The sequence below is a fragment of the Paraburkholderia sp. 2C genome (genome assembly GCF_054589215.1).
Window position 1 is genome coordinate 101,641 of sequence record NZ_BAAILL010000012.1, and the last position, 21,321, is coordinate 122,961.

The 21,321-nt window shown below is 63.3% G+C and carries 20 protein-coding genes; 7 read left to right on the plus strand and 13 right to left on the minus strand.

Features of this window, described 5'->3' with window-relative positions:
- Positions 1 to 158: 158 nt before the first annotated feature.
- Together ACYPXD_RS02790 and ACYPXD_RS02795 are read left to right on the plus strand one after the other, a co-directional pair.
- Positions 159 to 1,343, plus strand: a complete 1,185-nt coding sequence (locus ACYPXD_RS02790) for an acetylornithine transaminase (RefSeq protein ID WP_459707187.1) — start codon at positions 159 to 161, stop codon at positions 1,341 to 1,343.
- Between the two features lie 19 nt (positions 1,344 to 1,362).
- Positions 1,363 to 1,872 carry a GNAT family acetyltransferase gene (locus tag ACYPXD_RS02795; protein ID WP_459707190.1) on the plus strand — a complete coding sequence of 170 codons (510 nt, stop codon included), beginning with the start codon at positions 1,363 to 1,365 and terminating at the stop codon, positions 1,870 to 1,872.
- A gap of 168 nt (positions 1,873 to 2,040) precedes the next feature.
- Here ACYPXD_RS02795 and ACYPXD_RS02800 read toward each other — a convergent pair whose 3' ends face one another.
- The 7 genes from ACYPXD_RS02800 to ACYPXD_RS02830 form a co-directional block, all read right to left on the minus strand.
- Complete coding sequence (locus tag ACYPXD_RS02800) at positions 2,041 to 2,757, minus strand: ABC transporter ATP-binding protein (protein WP_459707193.1); 717 nt, start codon at positions 2,755 to 2,757, stop codon at positions 2,041 to 2,043.
- Positions 2,757 to 3,533, minus strand: coding sequence for an ABC transporter ATP-binding protein (locus tag ACYPXD_RS02805; RefSeq protein WP_459707196.1), 777 nt, complete (start codon positions 3,531 to 3,533; stop codon positions 2,757 to 2,759). The genes ACYPXD_RS02800 and ACYPXD_RS02805 overlap by 1 nt, the downstream gene beginning before the upstream one ends.
- 27 nt (positions 3,534 to 3,560) lie before the next feature.
- Entirely contained in the window at positions 3,561 to 4,730 is a 1,170-nt protein-coding gene (locus ACYPXD_RS02810; protein WP_459707199.1) for an ABC transporter permease subunit, read from the minus strand.
- A 36-nt stretch (positions 4,731 to 4,766) separates the two neighbouring features.
- Positions 4,767 to 5,717: a branched-chain amino acid ABC transporter permease gene (locus tag ACYPXD_RS02815; protein ID WP_459707201.1), complete on the minus strand. Its 951-nt coding sequence runs from the start codon at positions 5,715 to 5,717 to the stop codon at positions 4,767 to 4,769.
- Between the two features lie 225 nt (positions 5,718 to 5,942).
- Complete coding sequence (locus tag ACYPXD_RS02820; protein WP_459707204.1) at positions 5,943 to 7,181, minus strand: branched-chain amino acid ABC transporter substrate-binding protein; 1,239 nt, start codon at positions 7,179 to 7,181, stop codon at positions 5,943 to 5,945.
- A 566-nt stretch (positions 7,182 to 7,747) separates the two neighbouring features.
- Positions 7,748 to 8,707: a 4-hydroxy-3-methylbut-2-enyl diphosphate reductase gene (gene ispH, locus ACYPXD_RS02825; RefSeq protein WP_459707209.1), complete on the minus strand. Its 960-nt coding sequence runs from the start codon at positions 8,705 to 8,707 to the stop codon at positions 7,748 to 7,750.
- Between the two features lie 2 nt (positions 8,708 to 8,709).
- Complete coding sequence (locus tag ACYPXD_RS02830; RefSeq protein WP_459707211.1) at positions 8,710 to 9,165, minus strand: FKBP-type peptidyl-prolyl cis-trans isomerase; 456 nt, start codon at positions 9,163 to 9,165, stop codon at positions 8,710 to 8,712.
- 269 nt (positions 9,166 to 9,434) lie between these two features.
- On the opposite strand from ACYPXD_RS02830, the gene radC reads away from it, so the two are divergent.
- From radC to nadB, 4 genes are all read left to right on the plus strand, one after another.
- Positions 9,435 to 10,277, plus strand: a complete 843-nt coding sequence (gene radC / locus ACYPXD_RS02835; protein ID WP_459707214.1) for a RadC family protein — start codon at positions 9,435 to 9,437, stop codon at positions 10,275 to 10,277.
- 293 nt (positions 10,278 to 10,570) lie between these two features.
- Positions 10,571 to 10,804: a 50S ribosomal protein L28 gene (rpmB, locus tag ACYPXD_RS02840; protein WP_459707217.1), complete on the plus strand. Its 234-nt coding sequence runs from the start codon at positions 10,571 to 10,573 to the stop codon at positions 10,802 to 10,804.
- Between the two features lie 11 nt (positions 10,805 to 10,815).
- Entirely contained in the window at positions 10,816 to 10,983 is a 168-nt protein-coding gene (rpmG, locus tag ACYPXD_RS02845; RefSeq protein WP_175113661.1) for a 50S ribosomal protein L33, read from the plus strand.
- A gap of 277 nt (positions 10,984 to 11,260) precedes the next feature.
- Positions 11,261 to 12,859: an L-aspartate oxidase gene (gene nadB, locus ACYPXD_RS02850; protein ID WP_459707221.1), complete on the plus strand. Its 1,599-nt coding sequence runs from the start codon at positions 11,261 to 11,263 to the stop codon at positions 12,857 to 12,859.
- A 128-nt stretch (positions 12,860 to 12,987) separates the two neighbouring features.
- On the opposite strand, the gene nadC is transcribed toward nadB, so the two are convergent.
- The 6 genes from nadC to purN all read right to left on the minus strand — a co-directional run bounded on the left by nadC (position 12,988) and on the right by purN (position 19,978).
- Entirely contained in the window at positions 12,988 to 13,893 is a 906-nt protein-coding gene (gene nadC / locus ACYPXD_RS02855) for a carboxylating nicotinate-nucleotide diphosphorylase (protein WP_459707224.1), read from the minus strand.
- Positions 13,893 to 15,029: a quinolinate synthase NadA gene (gene nadA, locus ACYPXD_RS02860; protein WP_459707289.1), complete on the minus strand. Its 1,137-nt coding sequence runs from the start codon at positions 15,027 to 15,029 to the stop codon at positions 13,893 to 13,895. Before nadA ends, nadC begins: the two co-directional genes overlap by 1 nt.
- Before the next feature lie 139 nt (positions 15,030 to 15,168).
- Complete coding sequence (locus tag ACYPXD_RS02865; protein WP_459707228.1) at positions 15,169 to 16,365, minus strand: DesA family fatty acid desaturase; 1,197 nt, start codon at positions 16,363 to 16,365, stop codon at positions 15,169 to 15,171.
- A 274-nt stretch (positions 16,366 to 16,639) separates the two neighbouring features.
- The gene (locus tag ACYPXD_RS02870) at positions 16,640 to 17,992 is read right to left on the minus strand and encodes a mechanosensitive ion channel family protein (protein WP_459707231.1); all 1,353 of its coding nucleotides are present in this window, start codon (positions 17,990 to 17,992) and stop codon (positions 16,640 to 16,642) included.
- A gap of 43 nt (positions 17,993 to 18,035) precedes the next feature.
- Positions 18,036 to 19,295 carry an RsmB/NOP family class I SAM-dependent RNA methyltransferase gene (locus ACYPXD_RS02875; protein ID WP_459707234.1) on the minus strand — a complete coding sequence of 420 codons (1,260 nt, stop codon included), beginning with the start codon at positions 19,293 to 19,295 and terminating at the stop codon, positions 18,036 to 18,038.
- On the minus strand, positions 19,292 to 19,978 hold the full coding sequence (gene purN, locus ACYPXD_RS02880; RefSeq protein WP_459707236.1) for a phosphoribosylglycinamide formyltransferase: 687 nt from the start codon (positions 19,976 to 19,978) through the stop codon (positions 19,292 to 19,294). The genes ACYPXD_RS02875 and purN overlap by 4 nt, the downstream gene beginning before the upstream one ends.
- A gap of 204 nt (positions 19,979 to 20,182) precedes the next feature.
- Here purN and ACYPXD_RS02885 point away from each other — a divergent pair, with 204 nt between their 5' ends.
- On the plus strand, positions 20,183 to 21,181 hold the full coding sequence (locus ACYPXD_RS02885) for a bifunctional riboflavin kinase/FAD synthetase (RefSeq protein ID WP_459707238.1): 999 nt from the start codon (positions 20,183 to 20,185) through the stop codon (positions 21,179 to 21,181).
- The last annotated feature ends 140 nt before the right edge of the window (positions 21,182 to 21,321 follow it).

A 21,321-nucleotide genomic window follows, 5' to 3' on the forward strand; every position in this document is an offset into this window, starting at 1 on the left:
GCTCGCCGCTCCCTTAGGAGCGCGTGGCTTCGTATGAATTCGCGTCGGTGCATTACACGCGGTTCGGATCATGAAAGCCACGGCATGCCGTGGCTTTTTTGTTTTCCGTCACCGGACTCTTCCGTATTTCCTCTTCCTGCTGCCTGGAGCCTGTCGCCATGAATTTCAATGAGTACCCGATCGAGTCGCTGATGTACATCACGAACCGGCCCGAAATCGTCTTTACGCACGGCAAGGGTTCATGGCTTTACGACAACACCGGCAAGCGCTACCTCGATTTCATTCAGGGCTGGGCCGTCAATAGTCTCGGGCATTGCAACGAAGGCATGATCGAGGCGCTCGACAAACAGGCGCGCCTCCTGATCAATCCGTCGCCCGCGTTCTACAACGAGCCGATGGCGCAGCTCGCGGGCCTGCTCACGCAGCACAGTTGCTTCGACAAGGTGTTCTTCGCCAACAGCGGCGCCGAGGCGAACGAAGGCGCGATCAAGCTCGCGCGCAAGTGGGGCAAGAAACACAAGAACGGCGCGTACGAAATCATCACGTTCGACCACAGCTTTCACGGCCGCACGCTCGCGACCATGTCCGCGAGCGGCAAGGCCGGCTGGGACACGATCTACGCACCGCAAGTGCCGGGCTTCCCGAAAGCCGATCTGAACGATATCGCCTCGGTCGAGAAGCTCATCAACGAGAAGACGGTCGGCGTGATGCTCGAGCCGATCCAGGGCGAAGGCGGCGTGATTCCGGCCACGCGCGAGTTCATGCAGCAACTGCGCGCGCTGACGAAAAAGCACAACATCCTGCTGATCGTCGACGAAGTGCAGAGCGGCTGCGGCCGTGCGGGCACGCTCTTCGCCTACGAGCTGTCGGGCATCGAGCCCGATGTGATGACGCTCGGCAAGGGCATCGGCAGCGGCGTGCCGCTCGCCGCGCTGCTCGCGAAGCGCGAATTCGAGGTGTTCGAGGCCGGCGATCAGGGCGGCACGTACAACGGCAATCCGCTGATGACGGCCGTCGGTTATTCGGTTATCTCGCAGTTGACCGCGCCGGGCTTCCTCGAAGGCGTGCGCGAGCGCGGCGAATACCTGCGCGCGCAACTGCTCGACCTGTCGAAGGAGCGCGGCTTCGAGGGCGAACGCGGCGAAGGCTTGCTGCGTGCGCTGCTGCTCGGCAAGGACATCGGCACCCAGATCGTCGAGAAGGCGCGTCTGATGCAGCCGGATGGCCTGCTGCTGAACGCCGCGCGGCCGAACCTGTTGCGCTTCATGCCGGCGCTGAACGTCACGAACGACGAAATCGACCAGATGATGACGATGCTGCGCACCGTGCTCGATTCGCTTTGATCAACGAAAGAGTGTGCCTATGACTACGCCCGCGACGTCGATCCCGAACAGAATCTCGATCCGCAGTTTCGCTGAAAGCGACACCGAGCAGGTAATCGCCTTGTGGCGCGACGCGTTCCCCGAATACCGGGATCCGACGCGCCCGCAGCGCAACCCGCATCTGTCGATCGCGAACAAGCTCACGACGCAGCCGGAGCTGTTCTTCGTCGCGCTGGACGGCGAGCATGTGGTCGGCACCGTCATGGCCGGCTACGACGGGCACCGCGGGTGGATGTACTCGCTCGCCGTCGACACGGCACAGCGGCGGCGCGGCATCGGCACCCAACTCGTGCGGCACGCGGAAGCGGCGCTCGCGGCACGCGGCTGCCCCAAGGTGAACTTGCAGGTGTTGAGCGCGAAGGGCGATATCCGCGCGTTTTATGAACGGCTCGGTTACCGGACGGATGAAGTGGTCAGTCTCGGCAAGCGGCTTGGCGAGTTCGCGGACAACGCTTTCAGCGACCGCGCCGATATGCCGCAACCCGCGTAACTCGCAACGTGCGCCAGACAAGACGCAAGCGGCAAGCGAAGCGAATGGCGTAATCACGGATAATCAAAACATAGGGCCGCGTGCATTGCTGCACGCGGCCCTATTCGCATCCTTACCCGGCCGGTCGATCAAAACCGTCGGGAAAACGACACCGACTCATTCACCCAATCATTCACCGAGATACGCCGCCCGCACCTTCGGATCGTCGAGCATCTGCTTCGCATCGCCGGACATCGTGACCGTGCCCGAGTCCATCACATAGCCGCGATTTGCGGCCTGCAACGCAAGGCGCGCGTTCTGTTCGACGAGCAGCACGGTCAGCCCTTCCTTCGAAATCTCCCGCACCACTTCGAAGATCTTCTCGACCATGATCGGCGACAGCCCCATCGACGGCTCGTCGAGCAACAGCAGCTTCGGCTTGCTGATGATCGCGCGCGCCATCGCGAGCATCTGCTGCTCGCCGCCCGACAGCGTGCCGGCCAGCTGCGTCGCCCGTTCCTTCAGACGCGGGAAGAAGCCGAACATGCGATCGACGTCCTTCCTGATGCCGTCGTTATCGTTGCGCAGATACGCGCCCATCTGCATGTTCTCGAGGATCGACATGCGCGCGAAGATGCCACGGCCTTCCGGCACCATCGCGAGGCCGCGCTTGAGCAACTCGTGCGCCGGCAGGCCCTTGATCGACTGGCCCATGTACTCGATATCGCCGGCCGAGTAAGGCTTGAGACCCGTGATCGCCTTCATCGTGGTCGTCTTGCCTGCGCCGTTCGCGCCGATCAGCGTGACGAGCTCGCCCTGCGCGACTTCCATGTCGACACCCTTGACCGCCTGGATGCCGCCGTAGTTGACCTGCAGGCCCTTGATTTTCAACATCGCCGTAGCCATCAGTGGACCCCCGCGCCGAGATATGCCTCGATCACCTTCGGGTCCTTCTGCACGTCTTGCGGCAGACCCTCGGCGATCACCTTGCCGTAATCGAGCACTGTCATGCGGTTGCACAGGCCCATCACCAGTTTCACGTCGTGCTCGATCAGCAGGATCGTCTTGCCGTCGCTGCGGATCTTGTCGAGCAGCTTCGTCAGCTCGACCTTCTCGGTCGCGTTCATGCCGGCCGCCGGCTCGTCGAGCGCGAGCAGCTTCGGATCGGTCGCGAGCGCGCGTGCGATTTCCAGGCGCCGCTGGTGGCCGTACGACAGATTACGCGACGTGTAGTCCGCGTACTGCAGCACGCCCACGTATTCGAGCAGCTCGAGCGCGCGTTCCTTGATCTCGCGCTCTTCCTTGCGTTCGGCCGGCGTCTGGAACACCGCGCCGAACAGGCCGTGCTTCGTGCGCACGTGACGGCCGACCATCACGTTCTCGAGCGCGGTCATGCCGCCGAACAGGCGAATATTCTGGAACGTGCGCGCGATGCCCGCCTTCGCCACCTGATACACCGCGGTCGGCGTGTAGTTTGTGCCGTCGAGCTTGAACTCGCCGGAGTCCGGCGTGTAGAGGCCCGTGATCACGTTGAAGAACGTGGTCTTGCCGGCACCGTTCGGGCCGATCAGTCCGTAGATCGAACCTTCCTCGATTTCGAGGCCCACGTCCGACAGGGCCTGAAGACCGCCGAAGCGTTTGTTCACGCCCTTCACGGACAGACGGATGTTCTTGTCGCTCATCGTGTTTTCTCCTCAGAGCCGTCCGTTTTACGCGCGCACCGGCTTCTTGCCGTTGCGCTTCGCCAGTTTCGCAATCTTGTCCTCGTGCTTCGGCGACGGCCACAGGCCTTCCGAGCGGTACAGCATGATGAGCACCATCGCGAGGCCGTACAGCAGCTGACGGATCACTTCGGTATCGACGATTTCATGGCCGAACAGGAAATGCTGCAGCGGACCCATCGTCGAACGCAGGAACTCGGGGAACACGGCGAGCAGCACCGCGCCGAGAATCACGCCCGGAATATGGCCCATGCCGCCCAGCACCACGCAGGCGAGCACGACGACCGACTCCCAGAACGTGAACGACTCGGGCGACACGAAGCCCTGGAAGCCCGCGAACATCGCGCCCGACAGGCCGCCGAACGACGCGCCCATCGCGAACGCGAGCAGCTTCACGTTACGTGTGTTGATGCCCATTGCTTTCGCGGCGATTTCGTCTTCGCGGATCGCCGCCCACGCGCGGCCGATCCGCGAGTGCTGCAGACGCGTACAGGTCCAGATCACGAGCAGCGAGCACAGCACGAACAGGTAGTAATACATGTACACCGACGGGAACGTGAACCCGAACAGCGTATGCGTTTGCGACAGATTGAAGCCGGCGACATGCACCGGATCGATGCCGGTGATCCCCTTCGGCCCGTTCGTGATGTTCACCGGACGGTCGAGGTTGTTCATGAAGATCCGCACGATTTCACCGAAACCCAGCGTGACGATCGCGAGGTAGTCGCCGCGCAACCGCAAGGTCGGCGAACCGAGCAGCACGCCGAACAGCGCCGCGAGCGCCATCGCGAGCGGCACCACGATCCAGATCGGCGCATGCAGGCCATTCGGGGCCAGCGCGGCAATCCACGCGAACTGCGAGGTGAGGTGCGGCGAGGTCAGCAATGCCGCGGTGTATGCGCCGATCGCGTAGAACGCGATATAGCCCAGATCCAGCAGGCCGGCGAAGCCGACCACCACATTGAGGCCAAGCGCGAGCATCACGTACAGCATCGCGAAGTCGAGCACGCGCACCCAGTAGTTGCCGCCGGCGGCGCCGATGAGCATCGGCGCGGCAATCACGAACACCGCCGTGAGGATGCCGACCATCAGCGTCTTCGTGATGTTCTTCTCGGGGATCAGCGTCGTGGACGGCTCGATCGGTTGAATTGAGGTCATGGTTATCTACTCCTGTTGGCCCGTTATCGCCCGAGGTCAGGCACGATCCGCGACACGTTCGCCGAGCAGGCCCGACGGACGGAACACCAGCACGACGATCAGCACGATGAACGCGAACACGTCCTGGTAGTTACTGCCGAAGACACCGCCGGTCAGGTTGCCGATATAGCCGGCGCCGAGCTGTTCGATGAGGCCGAGCAGCACCCCGCCCACCATCGCACCGCCGAGGTTGCCGATGCCGCCGAGCACCGCCGCGGTGAACGCCTTCAGGCCCGGAATGAAGCCCATGTAGAAGTGTGCGTTGCCGTATTCGGAGGCGATCATCACGCCGGCCAGCGCGGCCAGTGCGGAGCCGATCATGAAGGTCGCGGAAATCACGAAGTTCGGATTCACGCCCATCAGCGACGCGTTGGCCGGATTCTCGGCGATCGCGCGCATCGCGCGGCCGAGTTTGGTCTTGTGCACGAGCAGCAGCAGGCCCGCCATGACGAGGAACGCGACGACGATGATCACGATTTCGGTCATCGAGATCACGGCGCCGGGATTCGTATCGGTCGCCTTGATCACGTTGATCGGGTCGGTCGGCAGCAACTGCGGGAAAGCGAGCGGATTGCGGCCCCAGATGATCATGGCGATGGTCTGCAGCAGGATCGACACGCCGATCGCGGTGATCAGCGGCGCGAGACGCGGCGCGCGGCGCAGCGGCCGGTAGGCGACGCGCTCGATCGTATAGCCGACCACCGAGCACACGCAGGCGGCGATGATCAGCGCGATACAGAGCGTCGGCACATTGCCGAGACCCGGAAAGTGATTCTGCAGCACGCCGATCGCCGACAAGGCAACCATTGCGCCGATCATCAACACGTCGCCGTGCGCGAAGTTGATGATGCCCAGAATGCCGTACACCATCGTATAGCCCAGCGCGATGATGGCGTAGACGCTACCAAGCACCAGTCCATTGATGATCTGCTGGATGAAAATATCCATTTAATGCTCCTTGGCCCGTGCGACTGGATTCACGTTCACGACCGGCCGGGTTGGCGGTCATGCGATACGGAACCGCAACGGCACTGCGGTACTGATATAAAAGACCGGTAAGGGTTATTCGTATCGAACATGCGCGCGGCTGGGTCGCAACCGCGCCCGCGTTCGATGCGGATGCAAAAACGGCACCGATGGATGGTTCGGTGCCGCCACGCTTTATTCCCGTCATTACATCTTCACGACGTCGAGAACGGTCTTCTTGCCGTCCTTGAAGTCGTAAAGCGTAATGGCGCCTTCTTTCAAATCACCCTTGTCGTCGAATGCGATGTGGCCGATTACCCCGTTGTAATCGGTGGACGGCATCGCAGCCAGCACCTTGGGCGCGTCGATCGAATTGGCGCGCTTCATTGCGTCGACGATCACGTACACGGTGTCGTACGTGAACGGTGCGTAAATCTGCACCGGCGTGTGAAAGCGCGCGTCGTACTTCTTCTCGAAGTCCGCGCCACGCTCCATTTTCGAAAGCGCCAGTCCTGCTTCCGAACAGACGAGGTTCTGCACGGCTTGACCCGCGAGTTCCTCTACCTTGTCGGTGCACACGCCGTCGCCGCCAAGGATTTTTGCCCTGATGCCGAGCGCCGCCGCCTGTCTGGTGAACGGTCCGCCCGTCGCGTCCATGCCGCCGTACATGATCACGTCCGGCTGAACGCTTTTGATTTTCGTGAGAATGGCCCGGAAGTCGGTCGCCCGGTCATTCGTCGCCTCCCGCGCGACGATCGTCGCGCCGCTCGCCTGCGCGGTCTTCGCGAATTCGTCGGCAAGACCCTTGCCGTACGCGGTCGCGTCGTCGACCACCGCAATCCGCTTCGCGTTGAGCGCCTTCGTCGCGTAGTTCGCGAGCGCGGGACCCTGCTGCGCGTCGGTTGCGACCACGCGGTAGGTGGTCTTGAACCCCTGCTGCGTGTACGCCGGATTCGTCGACGACGGCGAAATCTGCACGATGCCCGCATCGCTATAGATCTTCGACGCGGGAATCGATACGCCCGAATTCAGATGCCCGACCACCGCGACCACATGATCGTCGACGAGCCGCTGCGCGACCTGGGTACCCGTTTTCGGATCGCCCGCGTCGTCCTGCGCGTCGAGTTCGAGCTGGATCTTGCGACCGTCGATCGTGAGACCCTGCGCATTGATTTCCTCAACCGCGAGCCGCGCCCCGTTTTCGTTGTCCTTGCCAAGATGCGCGATGGGGCCTGTCAGCGGTGCCGCATGGCCGATTTTCACGATAGTCGCCGAAGTTGCATCACCGTTTGCCCCGCTCGCGCCCGCCGGCCCCGCCGACGCGGCCGCGGCCGGCGCTGCTGCCGATGCGGCCGTGCTCGCTTCGCCGTCGTTCTTCTTGCTGCACCCGGTCGACATCACGACCGCGGCCGCGATAGACACGGCGAAAGCAAACTTGAAATGCATTAAATAGGTCTCCTGCGCCTTGCTAAATCCGATGTTCCGAAGCGCCTGAAGCCTTGAGAACGCGCGCATTGTAACTCCAATTATGGGATGGGCAATATTGTTGAGCGCGCAGGGTTTTCCTGCATTGCAACCGCTTTTTGAGATCCGTATTGCGCATACGGCGCAACCCGGTTGCAATTTGTTTTCATGCCACAGTTGCACCATTTGAGACAACGCCGTGTTTGGCTCGCAAGCCTTGTGTTTGCTAGGGAGAGCCGTTGTGCCGGACAGCGCGAGCGCTGAATCGCGCACCCGGATTGCGCGTCCACATCAGCACCGATTTGGTGCATGCTAAGACCGCTCCGATCCCTTCGTCGGCCATTTAAAAAGGGAACGATAGTCACTGTGTGGCCAAATTACGCCGCCAATTGTGCAAAAACTGTGCGCGCAGACACACCTGAAAGGGCTTCCCGATGTGATATGGAACTTATTTATTGGCCGAGCGGGTTAAAAAAAGCGCGCCGTCGATGCCGTCGAGGCGCGCTTTTTTGACGCGATCGGGTAATCGCCCCGATCGCCTTGACGAGTCAGGCCGGCAAGCCGAGCCCGCGCGGCAGCGGGAACGCGATGTTCTCTTCGATGCCGTCCAGCGCGCGCACGTTGCGCACGCCCATCTCGCGCAAACGGCTGATCACGGCCTGTGCCAGCGCTTCCGGCGCCGAGGCGCCTGCCGTAACGCCGATCCGCTTCTTGTCGATCACCCAGTTCGGGTCGATCTGGTCCGGCGAATCGACCATATACGCGGGCACACCGAGCTTCTCCGCGAGTTCGCGCAAGCGGTTCGAATTCGAGCTGTTCGGGCTGCCGACGACGATCACGACGTCGCACTGCGGCGCCATGAACTTCACGGCGTCCTGACGGTTTTGCGTCGCGTAACAGATGTCCTGCTTCTTCGGCTCGCGGATCTGCGGATATTTGGTCTTCAGCGCGGCGATGATTTCCGCGGCGTCGTCGACCGACAGTGTCGTCTGCGTGACGAACGCGATACGGTCGGGGTCGGCCAGCTCCAGCGCCTGCACGTCCTCGATGTCTTCGACCAGATACATGCCCCGCTCGGTCTGGCCCATCGTGCCCTCGACTTCCGGGTGGCCCTTGTGGCCGATCATCACGATGTCGAACCCTTCGGCACGCATCTTCGCGACTTCGATATGCACCTTGGTGACAAGCGGACAGGTCGCGTCGTAGACGCGCAACCCGCGCGACTCGGCTTCAACGCGCACCGCCTTCGATACGCCGTGCGCGCTGAAGATGACGGTGCTGCCCGACGGCACTTCGTCGAGCTGCTCGATGAAGATCGCCCCCTTTTTGCGCAGATCCTCGACGACATACGCGTTATGGACGATTTCATGGCGCACGTAGATAGGCGAGCCATACAGTTTGATCGCGCGCTCGACGATCTCGATGGCGCGATCGACGCCGGCACAGAACCCGCGCGGCTGCGCCAGCAGGATTTCCGTTTCGGCGAGAGTCGTATCCATGATGCTCATGTTTACAGGATTCCGATAATTTTCACTTCAAACGCCAGCGCCTGGCCGGCGAGCGGGTGATTGAAATCGAAAAGGGCCGAGGTTTCGCCGACCTCTTTCAACACGCCCGCGTAGCGGCCGCCACCGGGCGCATTGAATTCGACGAGATCGCCGGGAGAAAAATCCTCACCGATCATGCTGTTTTCGCGCAACGTGGCAAGCGACACGCGCTGGATCAGCCCCGGGTTGCGCGGACCGAAGCCCTGTTCCGGCGTTAGCCGAAAGGTCGAATGGTGGCCGACCTTCAATCCCAGCAAAATATCTTCCAGCGGCGGCGCCAGTTGGCCCGCCCCCAAAAGCAGCGTGGCCGGCTTGTCGGCGAAGGTGTTGACGATCTCGGCGCCATCGGCAAGCGAAAGCCGGTAATGAAGCGTGACGTGCGAACCCGGTTTCACTTCGGAGATGTCGATGATGCTCATGCAGTACTCGTTCGGTCGGAAGGCGCCGGGCGCCGCAGCGCGGGGTGGCCCTCCGCGGGGCGGCCCTCAGCAGTGCGTGTGCGCCGCGGTGCATCCGGCGCGCCCTGCGGCTGCGCGCGTAGCGCGGCGCCGGGGTGTCCCACGCGAGCGCGCCCTGTATCGGGACGCCCCGCGCAAAGGTTCTATTGTAAGCCACATATCCGTGACCGGTTCGCACCGTTCACCTGCGGCGCGAAGCCGCGCGGTACTTTGCCGTGGAGGGCGCTGAGATGAACGACAGTATCTGCGTCGCCCGCGAACCCGCGGCGCCGCGCTTATCGCCGGTATCGCCGGCATTGGCGGACCCCGCGTTGCCCCGCGCCGCATCGGCGAACTCCGCGCCGGCCAAGCTTGCGTCGATCGCCCCCTCGCTCTCCACCGGCAAGGCGCCCGCCCGGCGCCGGCGAGGCAATCGGTCAAAGGACGACTTGCCGCGCGAACGGTTGCTCAAGCAGGGACCCAGCGTGTTGTCCAATACGGATCTGATCGCGGTGATGCTTTGCACCGGGCAGACCGGCCACAACGTGTTCGAGATGGCGCGCACGCTGGTGGACCGGTTCGGTTCGATGCGGGCGATCCTCACTGCAACCGAAAAGGACTTCGCGGGCTTGCACGGCATTGGCAGCGCGAAGATCGCGCAGTTGCTCGCCGTCATCGAGATGGTCCGGCGCGCGCTTCACGAGGAGCTCGAAACCCGCTCGCTGCTCGACTCCCCGCAGGCCGTCGACGATTTTTTGCGTCTGACGATCGGCGGCCAGCCGCACGAAGTCTTTTACTGCCTTTACCTGGACGCTCGGCACCGGCTGATCCGCGCGGAGGAACTCACGCGCGGGTCGCTGACGCAGATGGCGGTGTATCCGCGCGAAATCGTGCGGCGCGCGCTGCTGCTGAACGCGGCGGGTCTGATTGTCGCGCACAATCATCCGTCGGGCGCAGCCAAGCCCAGCGCCGCCGACCGGCAGCTCACGCGGATGCTGCGCGATGCACTCGCGCTCGTCGATGTGCGGCTGCTCGACCATGTCGTGGTCGGCGCAAAAGACGTATACTCGTTCGCCCGGAATGGCCTGATCTGACGCGCTTCGGCGATCGCCGCCCGCCATTCCCGGCCGGCAAAAAGTTTGATTTTGCGGGTTTTTTTCTGCTAGAATCGCGGTTTGCCTCTTCCAACCTGTAACCCTGTTCGAACCAGCCTTCCAAGGCGTATCAGAATATGGACGGGAATCAACGGCAGAATCGCATGGCGGCGCGCGGAATTGTCACCGCGTTTTCGCAGCGCAGTCAGTGCGAACAAGTCGCCCCGGCGCCTCTTTCCAGAAGCTGATACGGCGTTCGGGCTCAGAATTTAAAGCGTATTAGGAGTGCTCTCATGGCACGCGTATGCCAAGTAACTGGGAAAGCGCCGATGAGCGGCAACAACGTTTCCCACGCGAACAACAAGACCAAGCGTCGTTTTCTTCCGAATCTGCAAAGCCGCCGTTTCTGGGTTGAAAGCGAGAATCGTTGGGTGCGCCTGCGCGTTTCGACCGCAGGCCTGCGCCTGATCGACAAGAATGGTATCGACTCCGTGCTCGCTGACCTGCGCGCACGCGGCGAAGCCTAAGGAGTTAAATCATGGCGAAAGGCGCACGCGACAAGATCAAGCTGGAATCCACCGCCGGCACGGGTCACTTCTATACGACCACGAAGAACAAGCGCAACATGCCCGAAAAGATGGAGATCAAGAAGTTCGATCCCGTCGCACGTAAGCATGTGGCGTACAAGGAAACCAAGATCAAGTAAGCCTGGTTCCTTCAACAAAATGCCCCGCCCTGTGCGGGGCATTTTTGTTTCTGCGCTTTAGTCACCCCTTCCGGCTTCTTGCCGCTTTCGCGCCGCTTTCGTGCCGCTTTTCGTGCCGCTTTTCGTGCCGCTTTTCATGCCGATTCTTGCTGGTTTTCCCCATCGGCCGTTCGGCCAGCTTTCCCTCGGGGTCGGTGACGCGTATGCTCTTTGATTTCCTACCGGCAAGCGGCATGCCAATCGCCGCGCCAGCGAAAACATGATGGAGATGCAGCAGATGAATTTCGATGTAGCGATTGTCGGAAGCGGTCTGGCCGGATTGAGTGTGGCGCTGAATCTCGCGCAGTCGCGGCGGGTGGCGGTCATCGCCAAGCGGTCGCTGACCGATGGCGCGAGCGACTGGGCGCAAGGCGGCATTGCCGCGGTGCTCGATTCCGCCGACAGCGTCGAAAACCATGTGCGCGACACACTGGTGGCCGGCGCCGGGCTATGCGACGAAGCGGCTACGCGCTTTATCGTCACGCATGGCCGCGAGGCGATCGAATGGCTGATCGCACAAGGCGTGCCGTTCACCAAAGACGACGCGGCCGAGCTCGGCTTTCACCTGACGCGCGAAGGCGGCCACAGTCATCGGCGCATCATTCATGCGGCGGACGCAACTGGTCATGCGGTCGTTGCGACGCTTACCGAACGGGTCCGCACGCATCCGAACATCACGCTGCTCGAAGACCACTACGCGATCGATCTGATCACGTCCGATCGCCTCGGCCTGCCGGGCCGCCGCTGCCACGGGCTCTACGCGCTCGATCTCAACACGGGCCGCACGGTCACGATCGAAGCGCCGCATACGGTGCTCGCAACAGGCGGCGCGGGAAAGGTTTATCTGTACACGACCAACCCCGACACCGCGACCGGCGACGGCATCGCGATGGCATGGCGCGCCGGCTGTCGCGTCTCGAACATGGAGTTCATCCAGTTCCATCCGACGTGCCTGTTCCACCCGTACGCCAAGTCGTTTCTGATTACCGAAGCCGTGCGCGGCGAAGGCGGCCTGCTGAAGCTGCCGGACGGCACGCGCTTCATGCCGGCGCACGACGAGCGGGCCGAACTCGCACCGCGCGATATCGTCGCGCGAGCGATCGACTTCGAGATCAAGAAGCGCGGTATCGATTGCGTGTATCTCGACATCAGTCATCAGCCGGCCGCGTTCCTGCACGAGCACTTCCCCACCATTCTCGCGCGCTGCCTCGAGTTCGGCATCGACATCACGAAGCAGCCCATTCCGGTCGTGCCGGCCGCGCACTACACCTGCGGCGGCGTGGTAACGGATCTCGCGGGCCGTACCGACGTCGCGGGTCTCTATGCAGTCGGCGAAACGTCTTGCACCGGCCTGCACGGCGCAAATCGTCTCGCCAGCAACTCACTGCTCGAGTGCCTCGTGATCGGCCGCTCGGCTGCGGTGGCGATCGAACAGGACGGCTTCCGCGCCGCCGTCCACGCGCCCTTGCCCGATTGGGACGAAAGCCGCGTATCCGATCCGGACGAGGAAGTGGTGGTGGCGCACAACTGGGACGAATTGCGGCGGCTCATGTGGAATTACGTCGGTATCGTGCGCACCGACAAGCGTCTCGCGCGCGCCAAGCATCGCATTTCGTTGCTGCGCGACGAAATTCACGAGTTTTACGCGAACTTCAAGGTGAATCGCGATCTGCTCGAACTGCGCAATCTGGTCGACGTCGCGTCGCTGATCGTTGAAGGCGCGCGGTCGCGGCGCGAAAGCCGCGGCCTGCACTTCAGCCGCGACTGGCCGGACGCATTGCCGAAAGCGCTGCCGACCGTGCTGACGCCGAAACGCGCATCGAAGCGGACGCTGTAACGCGTCCATCAAAATGAAAGGCCATCGCGCACAACGTGCGCGATGGCCTTCTTTTTCCGTCGCAGCTGAGCGCCCTAAGAGCCCTAAGAGCCCTAAGAGCCCTAAGAGCCCTAAGCGCCAAATAACGGCTAGATAATCCGCATCGAGTAATCGGTCGCCCGCACATCCTTCGTCAGCGAGCCCACCGAAATACGATCGACGCCGGTTTCGGCAATCGTACGAATAGTCTCGAAGTTCACGCCGCCCGACACCTCGAGCACCGCACGACCCGCCGTGATACGCACCGCGTCGCGCATCGCGTCGAACGTGAAGTTATCGAGCAGCACCGAGCGAGCGCCGTGCGCGAGCGCCGTTTCGAGTTGCTCCAGCGTTTCCACTTCGATCTGAATCGACACTTTCGCATCCAGCGCGAGCGCGGCATTCATGGCGGCGCCCACCCCTCCCGCCGCCGCGATATGGTTTTCCTTGATCAGAATCCCGTCGTACAGCGCGAGCCGCTGGTTCGCGCCGCCCCCAACGCGCACCGCGTACTTCTGCGCCAGCCGCAACCCCGGCAGCGTCTTGCGCGTATCGAGCACCTTCGCGTGCGTATGGCCGATCGCGTCGGCGAAACGCCGCGTCGCCGTCGCGACGCCCGAGAGCAGTTGCAGGAAGTTCAGCGCATTGCGCTCGGCCGTCAGCAGCGAGCGTGCCGGGCCGCGCAGCGCGCACACGGTCGTGTCCGCCGTCATCCGCTCGCCTTCGCGATAGCGCCAGCGCACATCGATACGCGGGTCGACGCGGCGCATCACTTCGCCGAACCACATCACGCCGCACAGCACCGCCTCTTCGCGCACGATAATCCGCGCGTCGCGCAATTCGTCGGCGGGCACGAGATAGCCCGTGAGGTCGCCGCTGCCGACGTCTTCCGCGAGCGCGTCCGTGACGTTGCGCGCAAGCGCCGCATCGAGCGCATCGCCGTATTGCGCGCGAATGTCCGCAAAGAGTGGCGATACCACATCGCCGAGATAGTTCGGCTGCTCGCTGGCACCCATCAGGCCGCTCCCACATTCGAAAACAGCGCGCCGTCGCGCGCGAGATCGCCGCTTGCCTGCACGCGCTTCTTGTGACGCGCGGCAAACTCCAGCATCCGGTCGATCGGCAGCTTCGCGCGCTCGCCGATGGCCGGGTCGACGAAGATCTCGTTATGGCCGCGCTCGAGCACGTCCGCCAGATTCGCAAGACCGTTCATGGCCATCCACGGGCAATGCGCGCAGCTCTTGCAGGTCGCGCTATTACCGGCCGTCGGCGCTTCGATAAAGGTCTTACCCGGCGCCGCAAGCCGCATCTTGTGCAGAATGCCGAGATCCGTCGCAACGATAAAGTGCGTCGCATCGAGTCGTTGCGCCGCGTCGATCAGTTGCGTGGTCGAGCCGACCACGTCGGCCAATGCGACTACGCTTTCCGGCGATTCCGGATGAACGAGCACCTTCGCGTGCGGATACTCGGCGCGCAGCACATCGAGTTCGATGCCTTTGAATTCGTCGTGAACGAGGCATGAGCCCTGCCACAGCAACATATCCGCGCCGGTCTTTTTCTGGATGTAGCCGCCGAGATGCCGGTCCGGCGCCCAGATGATTTTTTCGCCGCGCGCATGCAGGTCGGCCACGATCTCGAGCCCGATCGACGACGTGACCATCCAGTCCGCGCGCGCTTTTACCGCAGCACTCGTGTTCGCGTACACGACAACCGTGCGGTCCGGATGCGCATCGCAAAACGCCGAGAATTCGTCTGCGGGACAGCCGAGATCGAGCGAACAGGTCGCGTCGAGGTCGGGCATCAGAATGCGCTTGCCGGGGCTCAGAATTTTCGCGGTTTCCCCCATGAACCGGACACCGGCCACCACGAGCGTTTGCGCATCGTTGTCGCGGCCGAAGCGCGCCATTTCGAGCGAATCCGCCACGCAGCCGCCGGTTTCATCCGCCAGTTCCTGCAGTTCCGCGTCGACGTAGTAGTGCGCGACAAGCACGGCCTTTTCGCGCTTGAGCAGCGCGCGAATGCGCTCTTTCAGCGCGCGCCGTTCTTCGGGTGACGGCGCTTGCGGCACCTTCGCCCACGCTTCGCCGACGCCGCAAGTCATGCCCTGCGCAAGCGGTCGATCGTACTCGACGGTCCTGATTACCTCATTCATCATTTCCTCAGTCCTGACTGGTGCCGTGAAACGCGGCCATCGACATCATTCTTGTATATTGCGAGGCCCAGAATGCGAAAAACCCCGCCAGCGCGGGGTTTTTCTGTGACGTAATCAGAGTTTAATGGATTTCGTCCTATCAGGCGTAACGCCGCAAGCGCAGCGCGAACTCCTGCAGTGCCTTGATGCCGCTCTGCTCAGCGCGATGACACCAGTCCTGCAATTGCGCGAGAAGCTGCTCGCGCGATGCATTCGAACGCTCCCACATCGCGGCCAGTTCGTTGCGCAGTTCGATATACGTACGCAGCTTCTGGCTGTTCGCGAAGATTTGCGGCAGTTGGCGCTTCTGCGGCTCGTCGAGCCCCGCCTCTTCCTTGTGAAACCAGTTGCGCGCGCCGCGCATCAGCTGATACTTCTCGCGGGCGCCGACTTCCTTCAGATGCGCAAGCTCCTGGCGATATGCACGCTTGAGCGCCTTGCCGTAGCGCGCCATCACTTCATAGCGGTTCGCAAGCACAGCCTGCAGCGTGTCCTGATCGAGCACGAGCTTGCCGGAGCCCAGACGCGGCGTGGGCGCAACCTTCTTGACCGTGGCGAGCCGGCAGGCCGACAGGATACGGATGTACATCCAGCCGATATCGATCTCGAACCACTTATTCGACAGCTTCGCCGACGTTGCGTACGTGTGATGATTGTTATGCAGTTCTTCGCCGCCGATCAGAATGCCCCACGGAAAGATGTTCGTGCTGGCATCCGCCGAGTTGAAGTTGCGATAGCCCCAGAAGTGCGCGAGACCGTTGACGACGCCCGCGGCCCAGAACGGAATCCAGACCATCTGCACGGCCCACACGGTCAGGCCGACCGTGCCGAACAGCGCGACGTTGAGCACCATCATCAGGCTCACGCCGAGGATCGGGTACTTCGTGTAGACGTTGCGCTCCATCCAGTCGTTCGGCGTGCCGTGGCTGAACTTGCGCATCGTCTCTTCGTTCTTCGCTTCCGCGCGATAGAGCTCGGCGCCTTCGAGCAGCACCTTCCAGATGCCGCGCGTTTGCGGGCTGTGCGGATCTTCCTCGGTCTCGCACTTCGCGTGATGCTTGCGGTGAATCGCGGCCCACTGACCGGTCAGCATGCCGGTGGTCATCCACAGCCAGAACCGGAAGAAATGACTGACTGCCGGATGCAGGTCGAGCGCGCGATGCGCCTGGCAACGGTGCAGATAAACCGTCACGCCGATGATCGTGACGTGCGTGACCGCGAGGGTATAAAGCACGAGTTGCCACCACGAAAAGCGCAGCAGCCCATGAGCGAGGAAATCAAGCAGCGAGTTGAACAAGGCTATTTACCTGTGAGACAGATGACACTGCGGAAAGCCGCGGAAGAAGCATACAACGACGCGTGTCAAGAAAGTGAAAGCATGCGGCCAAATTGGACGACATTCTACTTGAAGGGTTCCAAGTCGTTGTAAAAAATAAGAAATTTGTTGTGCCGCATCAATTGGGAACACTACCAGACAAGCGCTGGGCGCGTCTGCCGCCGGACTTCGCTTCGCGCCGCCGGGTTTCAAGCATGAATGCGTGCGGCGTCGGGGCAAGGCGCATCGCGACATCTCAGGCAGCCGTTCCCGGCTCGTTTGCGGCGGGCGCAGTCATGCCGACAGGCTGCGCATCCGCAGTGCCCGCCCCGACGATCCGCACGTCGCGTTGCGCGTACGGAATCGCAATACCGTTCGCCGTAAACAGTCGCCAGATATTGCGATTAACCGTGGAGCGCACGCCCGACGTGCCGGTCGCGGCATCGGCAACCCAGTAGCCAAGCTCGAGATTGATGCCATCCGGCCCGAAGCCGACCAGATTCGGTGACGGCGCCGGATCCTCGAGCACGCGCTCGACGCCGGACGCGGCCTGCGCGAGCAGCGCCATCGCTTTTTCGACGTCGGTCGCGTAGGCGACATGCACGGCCGTCTTCTGGAGTCCACGCGTCAGATACGACGACTGGTTCTGCACGACATCGGTGATCAGCCGCTCGTTCGGAATCAGCGTTTCGATGCCGTCGAGACCGCGCACGACCGTATAACGCGTGCGGATCTGCGTGACCTGCCCTTGCAGGCCGCCGACGTTGATCGTGTCGCCGATGCGCAGCGACCGGTCGAGCAGAATGATGAAGCCCGACACGTAGTTGCTCGCGATCTTCTGCAGGCCGAAGCCGAGTCCGACGCCGAGCGCGCCACCGAACACGCCGAGCACCGTGATATCGATGCCGACAAGCGACAGGCTGATCAGTACCGCCGCCAGCACGAACAGCGCGCGGCCGACGCGCGCAAGCACGACCTTCAGGTTCGCATCGAGCGTGCTCGCCCGCATCACGCGTTCTTCGAATGCGGCGCCGAGCCACATCGCGACCACCATCGTCACGCACACCCACAGCAGCCCGGACAGCAGCGACAGCAGCGTGATCTGCGTATTCGCGACGCGAAAGCTGACGCCCGCCATCCACGTCAGCACATTACCCTGCATGCCCATCACGGTCAGCACCATGCCGACCCAGACGACGAGCGACACGATCCGTTCGACGAGCGCGAGCCACGTATGCGTCTGCCCATCGCGGCCAAACACGCGCCGCGCGAAGAAGAACACGATGTAGATGAGCCCGATGCCTGCAAGCGGCACCAGCGCGAGATCGAGCAGCGCCGTATGAATGAAGTGTCCCGCGATGGCACGCGCAAGCCAGACGAAAAGCGCGCCGATCAGCGGGAAGAACGCGCGATTGAGCGCCTCGGCGCCGAAGCGCAACGCCTGATGGCCCGTCTCGCGCCGCGCATTCAATGTGCGGCGCAGCAGCCGCGCAACCAGCCACGCGAGGACGAGCGCGCCGGCCAGCACAGCAACCTGCCACAGCGTCGCGCGCTCGCCGAGATCGCGCAGCAGGTCGGCGAGCGGTTCGAAGAACGTCGTGTTCTGCATGGTGGTGTCGTGTGCGGTTCCGCTCGGTTAGCTTCGGCCAGCTTCAATCGCGCCGTTCGAGCACCGCGGCAAAAAAGCCGTCCGTCGCGTGCCGATGCGGCCACAGCGACAGATAGTCGCCCATTTCCAGCTCGATGCGCTGCTCGGCCAGCACGTCGCGCGCGGGAACCAGCGCGAACTCGGGATGGTCGGCGAGGAACTGCGCGACCACCGCCTCGTTCTCCGCTTCGAGAATGCTGCAGGTCGCGTAGACGAGCCGGCCGCCCTTCTTCACGAGACGCGCCGCGCTCGCGAGAATCGACGTCTGTTTCGGCGTCAGTTCGCCGATCGACTCGGGCGACTGCCGCCACTTCAGGTCCGGGTTGCGGCGCAGCGTGCCGAGGCCGCTGCACGGCGCATCGACGAGCACGCGGTCGATCTTGCCCGCGAGGCGCTTGATCTTCGCATCGTGCTCGCTGTCGATCAGCACCGGGTTGACGTTCGACAGGCCGCTCCTTGCCAGCCGCGGCTTCAGCTTCGCAAGACGCCGCTCGGCAATATCGAACGCGTAGAGACGCCCGGTCGAGCGCATCATCGCCCCGAGCGCGAGCGTCTTGCCGCCCGCGCCCGCACAGAAGTCGACGATCATCTCGCCGCGGCGCGGCGCAACGAGCGAGCACAGCAGCTGACTGCCCTCGTCCTGCACTTCGATCCAGCCGTTCTGGAACGCATCGAGCTTCGTGAGCGGCGGCTTGTCGGCCACCCGCACGCCGAGCGGCGCGAACGGCATCGCGCCCGCGTCGATGCCGGCCTTCTCCAGCGCCTGCAACACTTCGTCGCGGCTCGCCTTCATCGGATTGGCACGCAGATCGAGCGGCGCCGGATAGTTGAGCGACGCGGCCAGTTGCACCAGTTCGTCGGCCTCGAAACGCTTCGCGAGCGCCTCGTAGATCCAGTCCGGCAGATTCATGCGGATGCGCTGCGGCAGGCTCGCGGGGTCGATCTTCGACACCCGCTCGAGCCATTCGCCCTCCGCTTCGGACACGAACGGCTTCAACGCCGTGCGGCCCGCCGTCTGCATGAGGCCGAGCAGCGCCAGGCGCCGCGTCGGACTGCCGCTGCCGCTTTCGGCCAGATGCGCGAACTCCATGCGCCTGCGCAGCACCGCAAACACCGCTTCGGCGATCACGCCGCGCTCGCTGTGACCGAGCTTCGGATGCGCACGGAAAAAACGGCTCGTCGTTGCATCGGCGGGGCCGGTGAATTTCAACACGTCGGCAAGCAGCGCCTCGGTCTGGCCAATCAGAAAACCATGCAGCCTCATGCATCCTCCGCCGTGGCGTTATTGTCGGCCGCTTCGCTTGCGCGACCCGTATTGTCGAAGAAAAACGCCTGCGGCTCCGGCGGCGTCAGGATGACCCGCTCGCCGTCGAGCGCAAGCCGCCCTTCGACGAACCAGCGCACCGCGCGCGGGTAAATCACATGTTCGGTGGCGAGCACGCGCGCGGCGAGCGCCGCCGCGTCGTCGCCGGCGCGCACCGGCACCACGGACTGCGCGACAATCGGCCCGTGATCGAGCCGCGGCGTGACGAAATGCACGGACGCGCCGTGCACGCGCACGCCGGCGTCGAGCGCCTGCTGGTGCGTTTTCAGGCCCGGAAAGCTCGGCAACAGCGACGGATGGACGTTCAGCATGCGGCCCGCGTAACGTTCGACGAAGCCATCGGTCAATACGCGCATGAAGCCGGCCAGCACCAGCAGGTCGGGCGCATAGGCGTCGATCATATGGGCAAGCGCGATGTCGAACGACGGTCGATCGGGAAACTGGCGGTGGTCGACCACCGCGGTGGGAATGCCTTGCGATGCCGCGAACTGCAGCCCGGCGGCGTCGGGGCGGTTGGCAATCACGGCGGCGACTTGCGCCCGCCAGCGCTCGCGCGCGCAGGCGTTCGCGATCGCCTGCATGTTGCTGCCCCGTCCGGAAATCAGAATGACGAGTTTTTTCATCCACGGATTTTATCATCCGGCACCGCGCGAACCGCGACGCGAAGCGGTCAGCGGCCTTGAGCGTTTATAATCGTTTGTTTTGCAGGGATCTGTCCCGCTTCGTTTATTGCGTCACCTGTCTTATCAACCCGGTACCCACGCCGGTATTAACGGTCGGTACTAACCTCGGGTACTCAACTCAGGTACTAACCTCAGCCCGCTATCGTGAGAGTTTTTCGGGGTCTTCCCAATGCCGAAAGCCGCGCGCCCTGCGCGCTCACTATCGGCAATTTCGACGGTGTCCACCGCGGCCATCAGGCATTGCTCGCGCACGTGCGCGCGGCCGCCGATGCGCGCGGGCTGCCCGTCTGCGTGATGACCTTCGAACCGCACCCGCGCGAATTCTTCAACCCGGCCGGCGCGCCGCCGCGTATCGCGATGCTGCGCGACAAGCTCGAGGCGCTGCGGATGAACGGCGTCGATCGCGTCGTGGTCGAGCACTTCAATCAGCGGTTCGCGAGCCAGTCGCCCGATGCGTTCGTCGAACGGATCATCGTCAACGGGCTGCACACGCGCTGGGTGATGATCGGCGACGATTTCCGCTACGGTGCGAAGCGGGCCGGCGACTTCGCATCGCTGAAAGCGGCGGGCGAGCGCTTCGGCTTCGAAGTCGAGCAGATGGAAACCGTCGCCGATCCGTCGGGCGCGCGTATCTCGAGTTCGGGCGTGCGTGCGGCACTGGTGGCCGGCGATCTCGATGCGGCGCGTGCCGCGCTTGGCCGCGACTATGTGATCAGCGGGCACGTCGTGCATGGGCTCAAGCTCGGCCGCGATCTCGGCTTTCCGACGCTGAACCTGCCGATCGCCCATAAGCGGCCGGCGCTGTCGGGCATTTTCGTGGTACGCGTGCATGGCATCGAAGACGAGCCGCTGCCCGGCGTCGCGAGCCTCGGGCTGCGTCCGACCGTCGACGATTCCGGCCGCGTGCTGCTCGAAGTGCATCTGCTCGACTGGCATGGCGACGCCTATGGCAAACTCGTGCGCGTCGAGTTTCTGAAAAAGCTGCGCGACGAGGAAAGGTTTGTCGACCTCGAAACGCTGTCTGCCGCGATTGCGCGCGATGTCGCGAGCGCGCGCGCGTGGTTCGAGGCACTTGAGGCAGGTCACGCGCCGGGCAGCCGGTCGACGGGCTTCTCGACCTCGGCAACCGACCGAATTAGATAAACGGCCGCGGTGCGTGCGGAACGGAACCGCGCGCACCGAAGCGTAGTGAACCGACGAGCTGGATCCGAGGCCGGCGCAGTCCTCCGGACACGCTCCAAGGTTCGCAAGCCGCGCCGCCTCGCACCGGTCGCGCACTCCCG

Coding starts and splice junctions, on each gene's coding strand:
- ACYPXD_RS02790 (WP_459707187.1), top strand. CDS start 159: ATGAATTTCAATGAGTACCCGATCGAGTCGCTGATGTACATCACGAAC.
- ACYPXD_RS02795 (WP_459707190.1), top strand. CDS start 1,363: ATGACTACGCCCGCGACGTCGATCCCGAACAGAATCTCGATCCGCAGT.
- ACYPXD_RS02815 (WP_459707201.1), bottom strand. CDS start 5,717: ATGGATATTTTCATCCAGCAGATCATCAATGGACTGGTGCTTGGTAGC.
- ACYPXD_RS02800 (WP_459707193.1), bottom strand. CDS start 2,757: ATGGCTACGGCGATGTTGAAAATCAAGGGCCTGCAGGTCAACTACGGC.
- ispH (WP_459707209.1), bottom strand. CDS start 8,707: ATGAGCATCATGGATACGACTCTCGCCGAAACGGAAATCCTGCTGGCG.
- rpmB (WP_459707217.1), top strand. CDS start 10,571: ATGGCACGCGTATGCCAAGTAACTGGGAAAGCGCCGATGAGCGGCAAC.
- ACYPXD_RS02875 (WP_459707234.1), bottom strand. CDS start 19,295: ATGAGGCTGCATGGTTTTCTGATTGGCCAGACCGAGGCGCTGCTTGCC.
- ACYPXD_RS02805 (WP_459707196.1), bottom strand. CDS start 3,533: ATGAGCGACAAGAACATCCGTCTGTCCGTGAAGGGCGTGAACAAACGC.
- nadA (WP_459707289.1), bottom strand. CDS start 15,029: ATGAATGAGGTAATCAGGACCGTCGAGTACGATCGACCGCTTGCGCAG.
- ACYPXD_RS02830 (WP_459707211.1), bottom strand. CDS start 9,165: ATGAGCATCATCGACATCTCCGAAGTGAAACCGGGTTCGCACGTCACG.
- nadB (WP_459707221.1), top strand. CDS start 11,261: ATGAATTTCGATGTAGCGATTGTCGGAAGCGGTCTGGCCGGATTGAGT.
- nadC (WP_459707224.1), bottom strand. CDS start 13,893: ATGGGTGCCAGCGAGCAGCCGAACTATCTCGGCGATGTGGTATCGCCA.
- ACYPXD_RS02810 (WP_459707199.1), bottom strand. CDS start 4,730: ATGACCTCAATTCAACCGATCGAGCCGTCCACGACGCTGATCCCCGAG.
- ACYPXD_RS02870 (WP_459707231.1), bottom strand. CDS start 17,992: ATGCAGAACACGACGTTCTTCGAACCGCTCGCCGACCTGCTGCGCGAT.
- ACYPXD_RS02820 (WP_459707204.1), bottom strand. CDS start 7,181: ATGCATTTCAAGTTTGCTTTCGCCGTGTCTATCGCGGCCGCGGTCGTG.
- purN (WP_459707236.1), bottom strand. CDS start 19,978: ATGAAAAAACTCGTCATTCTGATTTCCGGACGGGGCAGCAACATGCAG.
- radC (WP_459707214.1), top strand. CDS start 9,435: ATGAACGACAGTATCTGCGTCGCCCGCGAACCCGCGGCGCCGCGCTTA.
- rpmG (WP_175113661.1), top strand. CDS start 10,816: ATGGCGAAAGGCGCACGCGACAAGATCAAGCTGGAATCCACCGCCGGC.